We start from the raw sequence: 6,631 nt of genomic DNA, 5'->3' as shown, positions 1-6,631 counted from the left end.
CGGTGGCGCCGCGCGGTGTGCAGCGGCGTCCAGCGCACCAAGTCGTCGGCGGCGTCCATGGTCGGCACCCCCTGGGTGCGCCAACAAGGCGTCGAGCGTCAGTCGTGCCAGGCGCAAGGGGCCATGATGACGCGGGTGCCGGCTCGGTTCAGCCAGGGTGAGCGCGCGTGAACCATTTGCAACTGTCATGTTGCAACTGTCATGCCGACGAATACCCGGAACAGGTAGTGGAACGCCCACCTCTGGAGGTCCGGATCGGGCGGGAAGCAGCGGTTCAATAGGTGAATGCTAAACGGCAGGATTGCCATAGAAGCCGACATCCGAATTTTTACGTCCGACGGTCCGCTCACTATTTAGAGATGGACACTCTCAGATTAAGTATTGCAAATCATAGCCGAGATCCTAGCTGAGAGCGACTGCAATGCCCACTTGCTAATTGCATTATGGCCGTCGCAGCATTGCGGCCTCAAGCGCTTGGAGCATTAATCTGCTAGGATGAAGTGCAAACACGACCTGTCGATGCCGGCTGGCAGGAGGCTGACATGAAGCGACAAGTTACCTTTGTGCTGGCGATGGTGCTTGCCATCGGGTCGGCTTCGGCCGACCCAGTGGAACTCTCAACCTTCCGCGACCTGCCGAGGCCCAACCCCACTGTGCAGGTCGCGTACGGCGAAGCGCTCTCCCAGGGCGTGGACGTGTTCCTGCCCGACGGTCCCGGCCTGCACCCGGTCGCAGTGCTCATCCATGGCGGGTGCTGGAGCGCCACCACTGCTGGGCGGGAGCAGATGCGGCACCTCGGGGCAGAGCTGGCACAGCGCGGCATCGCAGTGTGGAGCATTGGCTACCGCCGCGCCAACGAGGCCGGGGGCGGGTATCCCGGTACCTACCAGGACGTCCGCGCGGCTCTTGACCGGCTGGCCGACGATGCGCCCACCTATCGTCTGGACCTCTCAAGGGTCGTGTTCGCCGGGCACTCGGCGGGTGGCCATCTCGCACTATGGGCGGTGTCGCGCGGATCGCTTCCGACCGGGAGCCCCCTGTACGGGTCATCTCTGTTCGTGCCACGCGCGGTGATCAGCTTGGGCGGCGTGGGCGACCTCGCGACGTTTGCCCGGTTCATCCCGGTGCTGTGCGGCCCCGGCATCGCGGAACGCCTCGCCCCAGCGGACAAGCTCGCGGAGGTCTCGCCCGCGGCCCTCACGCCGTCAGCGAGGTCGATTATCATGGTCAGCGGCGTGCTAGACCGGCTGGTCCCACCCTGGGTCGCCTATGACTATGCCCGCGCTCTCAAGGGCAAGTCCATGACGGAGCCGAGGCTGGTCAGCGTCCCGGAGGCTGGTCACTTCGACCTCGTCACGCCGTCTGCGCCAGCCTGGAAGCAGGCGCGCAGCCTTATCGAGGAGGCGCTGGAAGTCCGGTGAGCGCAATTGAAAAGGCGGCGGGCGAGCGAGGTTGTCCGACTCTCAAGCCCGGAAACGCATTCATCGCCGTCACCGGCCTCATCGTGGCCAGCTTTTTTCGGCCAAGCGGACATTCAAACCGGCAAGGCGGACGGTCCGGCAGGGGTGGAAAGCGGAAGTTGGCTGCTGCCCGCAAGCGGACGTTCTGCAATGCGCTCCTAACAAGCGTCTGGCACCTTGCAGTCGCGTCTCCAGAGCGGACATTAACCGAGCGATCCGTTGTGACTGTAGCTCAATGATACGGATGCGCGGAAATTGAAGCGCTAAGCCAGTCGCGCCCGCGTGGGAAAGGGAGTTCGAATGTTGATGGCAGGCCGCTGATCAACGCGCGCCTCGAACGGGGCTGTCCGTAGCAAGCATGCGCCATCTGTCATGTGCGTCCAGCACAAAAGACCTGAGATTGCAGTCCGTCTCCAGGCGGCGCCCGGCCCACGTGCCGTCCTCGCGCTGGCGCGACCTGGTGCCCGCCCCGATCACGGCGGAGCATTGGCGCGAGGCCCTGGTCCTCATGGCCTCGGTGGTCGAGATCTACAGCGATGTCGACACCCCGGTCCTCGAGGAGGTCGAGCGCCGCTCCTCGAGGAGGTCGAGCGCCGCTACGAGGCCGCCCGGCACGCCGAGCGCCCCCGCGACCGCGCCCGGCGCATCCTGGAGACCTGCACCCGCGCCGGCGACCTGAAGGCGATCCGCTGAAGCCACTCCTGCTTCTGCTCCTGCTCCAGGCTCGGCCCGGCGCCGTAGCGCGGCCGGTGGAACTTGTGGCCCATCAGCGCCGCCATCACTTTCTCGGGCGCCTCGACGGCGGTGAGCCGGTCCTCGAAGGTATGGCGCAGCGAGTAGAGACTGTGGCCCGGCCCCGGCAGCAGGTTGCGCCCGCGCAGCACCTTGTCGATCAGAGCCGAGAGCTGGGGAGCCTTGTCATGGTAGCGCGGAAACCCGTCCGGCTGCGCCCGCATCGCCGGGAGGGCGATGTCGACCAGGGGATGTCCCGCCAGGCGCTCGAACTCGGCGAACAGGCACGCGCCGCACGAGGTACCAGATGCCATCCCGGCTGGTCAGGTAGTCCGCCATCCCGCTGCGCCGCGTTACGCAGGATGATACGCGCTAACCCTGGGTCAAGGCAACGCAATCGGCCGAATTGTCTAGGATGTCAGGATGTTGCCCGATGTGGGCCTGGCGGAGAGGGAGGGATTCGAACCCCCGATGGACTTGCGCCCATGCCGCATTTCGAGTGCGGTGCATTCAACCGCTCTGCCACCTCTCCGCGGCGCGCCGTCGCCAGCGCAGGCGGGGCATTAGCACGGGTTTGCGCCGGTCCACAAGCGGGATCGGCGAGAAACCTGATCGAGCCGTCAGGCGACGGAGCGGCTGCCCGCGAGGCTGATGCGGCGCTGGCCGGGATGGCGGGTCTCGGCGGCTCGCGGCGCGGCGCGGGATTGGGCGAACAGCACCGACCCGGCGGTCCCGGCGACGCGCACCAGGTCGGTCTCGGTGCAGGCCGAGGCGACGCGCAGGCCGAGGGCGTGAAGGTGGCTCTTGCCATAGAGGTAGGCCGCGAGGCGGGCGCGGGTCTTCGACGGGATCTCGGCGAGGACGGTCTCCACGATCTCGGCGTCGCCGCGATAGAGCGTGCCGAGCACGTCGAGGGAGACCGGACAGTCGTCGGGAGAGGGCAGGCGGGCCTGCGGCGCGGGCATCGGAACCTCGTGATGATCTGGGATTGCCCCGAGGGTCGCCCAGCGTGCTTAACAAGACGTTAAGCACTCGCCGAAAATCCCCAAGATCCAAGTCGTCCCCAGACGTGATGCGCCGGGGCCACTGTCCTGTGCGGCGCCGGATCCTGCCGGCGCCCGGCCGACCCGCTCCCGATCCAATGCAGAGGGCGCGGGACCAGGGCGAAACCTGCGACATCCGCCCGCGGGAAACTGGCGGGTGCTCGAAACGGATGTCATGGAACCGCAATTACTCTCCCGCGTTATCCCCGCCCTCCAGCGCGGGCGGGGTCACGGATGCCGATGGATCGGATCGACCCAGTAGACCGCCTCGGGTCGCTCGATGGGCTCGATGTCGGTGATGTTGACCACCACCGCCTCGTTGTCGGAGCGCACCAGCACGCATTCCAGCACCTCGTCCGGCGAAGCGTTGATCTCCTGGTGCGGGACGAAAGGAGGCACGTAGATGAAGTCGCCCGGACCCGCCTCGGCGACGAATTCCAGCCGCTCGCCCCAGCGCATCCGGGCGCGGCCGCGCACGACATAGATCACGCTCTCGAGTGCTCCGTGATGATGCACGCCGGTCTTGGCGTCGGGCTCGATCGCCACCGTGCCGGCCCAGATCTTCTGCGCCCCGACCCGGGCGTGGTTGATCGCCGCCTGACGGAACATGCCGGGGGTCTGCGCCGTGTTGGGGTCGAGCTTGTCGCCGGTGATGACCCGGACGCCGTCGTGCTTCCAGCGCGGTGCCGCACCAGCCCCGTCGTGGTCGTGAGCGTGGCCGTGGGAGTGTGAATGGGCGTGATCGTGGCTGTGGTCGTGCGGCTCGCGTGACATCGCGTTCTCCGGGTCGTCCGAGCCTCCATCCTGCGTCAGGGCGCGGCGGAGCGCCAGGGCCGAGGATGCGACTTGGTTTGTTTTAAAGAACGATACCCGCGTGCGTGCGAGTGGAGAACGTTGAATCCGAGCTGATCGCGGGCGTTTTTGCTCCGGCGAAGCACGCAAGCGGAAGCTTCTTGCGTTTCGAACTGTTCCATAAAAAGAACATTCTCGTTGACAGCGGAGGGTCACCGGCCGATGCTGCCCTGGCGTTCGGGGCCGGTCGCCCCGCCCCTTCGCCGCGGTGATTTGAGGCGATTGCGCCGCGAGACCAAACGCTAAAGCACCCCGGCGCCCGAAAAAGCGCCGATGGGCCAACCCGGAGACACCCGCAATGCCGCTCTGCTGCATGCCCTTCGCCGGCCGCCCCGTTCCGGCTCTTCCCGCCCGCGCGCTCTGTCGCTGCGGCGGCCGCCGCGCCTGAGGACGCGCCGTCCGCCCGGGCCGCCGAGGCTGGCCCGACTCTTGCTGCCATTTTCGAGACATGATCCGCGGCGCCCACGAGCAGGCGGCCGCGACCGGAGACATTCGCCATGCAGCCCGCCCGCATCGTCGAGATCGGCGAAACATCGGCCGGTATCGTCGTTCCCGAGACGAACGGCTTCCGATTCTTCTCCGCCCATCCGGACTTTCACACCCTGGAAGGGCAGGTCTTCCGCAGCCCACGCCACGCCACCCGTGCGGCGCAGGACCTGCACGCCCGCAAGCACGGCCGCCGGCTGGCCGCCTGAGCGGACCCGGGAACGCCGGAAGGGCAGGGGCCGTCCCTCGCGGGGCGGCCCTTCCTTTCTGTCACGGCCTTGCGCCCGGCCTTCGCCCCGCCGACGGCGAGGCCTCCGGCGCCGACGCGCCGGAGGCCGCGAACGGGCCGGCTCGAAGGCGCGACCGCGTCAGCGGTTGCGGGCGAGCAGCAGGATCCAGCCGATCCCGATCGTCAGCACCAGGATGCCGATGGTCGCGAAGGCCGGGGTGCCGTGCTCCATCAGCCGCGGGGCGAGCTGGGTCGCGAAGGCGGCGACCACGAGGCCGACCGCGACCCGGGCGGCGGCCCGCTCGATGCCGCGGGTGAGCTTGTCCATCCCCTTGAGCTCGATCTCCACCGTGACCCGGCCCTGCTTGAGGCGCACCAGCATCAGGTGGATCAGCGTCGGCAGCTCGGAGGCGGCGCCGTAGAGGCCGGTCGCCAGGCCCTGGAACCGGCCCTTGAGATCCTTGACCGAGAATTGCGACCGCATGTGGCGGCTGACCGTCGGGCCTGCCGCCGCGAAGAGGTCGAAGGCGGGGTCGAGCTGGCGCATGACGCCGTCGGCCGTGACCAGGCCCTTGAACAGGATCGCGAGGTCGGTCGGCATCGCGAGGTCGTTCTCGCGCGCCATGGTCATGAAGTCGGTGAGCACGAGGCCGAGATTGAGCGTCGCCCCGTTGTGGCGGGTGACGAAGGCCTGCGAGGCCGCCTCGAGCCGGGTCAGGTCCGGGTTGCTGGCGCCGGTCCAGTCGAGCAGCACCGCCATCAGCCCGTCGGCATCCTCCTGCAGCATCGCGCCGATCAGCATCAGGAGCTGCGAGCGCCGCCGCTGCGACAGCCGGCCGACGATGCCGAAATCGATGAAGGCGATCCGGTTGCCGGGCATCGCCAGCAGGTTGCCCGGATGCGGGTCGGCGTGGAACAGGCCCTCGATCATCGCCATCTGGAGGAAGGCATCGACCCCGCGCTGGGCCAGCACCTTGCGGTCGAGCCCGGCCTCCTCCAGGCGGCGCGTGTCCGTCGGCGGGATGCCGTGGATGAATTCCTGCACCAGCACCCGCTCGGAGGTGTATTCCCAATAGACCTTCGGGAAGACGACGTCGTCGCGGTCGGCGAACAGGGCCGCCAGCATCTCGCAGTTGCGGCCCTCGTTGGCGAGATCCAGTTCCTCGCGCAGGCCGTTGGCGATGTGGCGCATCTGCTCGGTCGGCCGGTAGCGGGCCATCTCGGGCCACTCGGTCTCGACGATGCGCGAGGCGTGCGACAGGAGCCGCAGGTCCGCCTCGATGATCTTCTGGAGGCCCGGGCGCCGGACCTTGACGATCACCTCTTCGCCGGTCTCGAGCCGGGCGCGGTAGACCTGGGCGATCGAGGCCGAGGCGATCGGGTTGGTGTCGAACTCCGAAAAGATCTCGGCGGGCGGGGCGCCGAGATCGGCCTCGAGCTGGGGCCGGATCACGTCCCAGGGCAGGGGCGCGACCTTGTCGTGCAGCTTGCCGAGTTCCTCGGTCCATTGCGGCGCCAGGAGGTCGGCGCGGCTCGCCAGCACCTGGCCGAGCTTGATGAAGGTGGGGCCCAAGGCCTCGATCGCCCGGCGCAGGCGCTCGGGCTGCGACAGGCGGGTGAGGTCGACGGCGGGGGCGCTGCGCCAGGCGAGCCGCGGGATCGCCCGCAGGCCGAGCCGGTCGACGACCTTGTTGACCCCGAAGCCGATCAGGATGCCGGCGATTTCCTGGAGGCGCTGGCGGTCGCGCGCCGCGACGATGGCGGTTTTCAGCATCTGCGCGTCGAATCTGCTCGGCTGGCATGGGTGGGGGCGCCGGCGGGGGCGAGCC

The 6,631-nt window shown here is 68.3% G+C and carries 6 protein-coding genes and 1 tRNA gene; 2 read left to right on the top strand and 5 right to left on the bottom strand.

Annotated features, from left to right (window positions below; translation table 11 throughout):
- Positions 1–542: 542 nt before the first annotated feature.
- Positions 543–1,421 (top strand): alpha/beta hydrolase, encoded by an 879-nt coding sequence (locus tag VQ03_RS26405; RefSeq protein WP_048453896.1) that lies wholly within the window; start codon positions 543–545, stop codon positions 1,419–1,421.
- A 635-nt stretch (positions 1,422–2,056) separates the two neighbouring features.
- On the opposite strand, the gene VQ03_RS26400 is transcribed toward VQ03_RS26405, so the two are convergent.
- The 4 genes from VQ03_RS26400 to VQ03_RS26385 form a co-directional block, all read right to left on the bottom strand.
- A complete protein-coding gene (locus VQ03_RS26400; RefSeq protein ID WP_048453895.1) occupies positions 2,057–2,506 on the bottom strand; it encodes a site-specific integrase in 450 nt (149 codons plus the stop codon).
- Between the two features lie 128 nt (positions 2,507–2,634).
- Positions 2,635–2,724: transfer RNA gene (locus tag VQ03_RS26395), tRNA-Ser, on the bottom strand.
- Positions 2,725–2,812: 88 nt separating this feature from the next.
- Positions 2,813–3,157, bottom strand: a complete 345-nt coding sequence (locus VQ03_RS26390) for a hypothetical protein (protein ID WP_048453894.1) — start codon at positions 3,155–3,157, stop codon at positions 2,813–2,815.
- A 306-nt stretch (positions 3,158–3,463) separates the two neighbouring features.
- Positions 3,464–4,009, bottom strand: coding sequence for a cupin domain-containing protein (locus VQ03_RS26385; RefSeq protein ID WP_048453893.1), 546 nt, complete (start codon positions 4,007–4,009; stop codon positions 3,464–3,466).
- Between the two features lie 575 nt (positions 4,010–4,584).
- Between VQ03_RS26385 and VQ03_RS26380 the strand changes: the two genes are divergently transcribed.
- Entirely contained in the window at positions 4,585–4,782 is a 198-nt protein-coding gene (locus VQ03_RS26380) for a hypothetical protein (protein ID WP_048453892.1), read from the top strand.
- A gap of 159 nt (positions 4,783–4,941) precedes the next feature.
- On the opposite strand, the gene VQ03_RS26375 is transcribed toward VQ03_RS26380, so the two are convergent.
- The gene (locus tag VQ03_RS26375; protein ID WP_048453891.1) at positions 4,942–6,576 is read right to left on the bottom strand and encodes an ABC1 kinase family protein; all 1,635 of its coding nucleotides are present in this window, start codon (positions 6,574–6,576) and stop codon (positions 4,942–4,944) included.
- Between the last annotated feature and the right edge of the window lie 55 nt (positions 6,577–6,631).

This window comes from Methylobacterium tarhaniae (assembly GCF_001043955.1).
Taxonomy (GTDB): domain Bacteria; phylum Pseudomonadota; class Alphaproteobacteria; order Rhizobiales; family Beijerinckiaceae; genus Methylobacterium; species Methylobacterium tarhaniae.
Note: the sequence above shows the minus strand (reverse complement) of the source record. Positions and strands in the feature narration are given on the sequence as shown.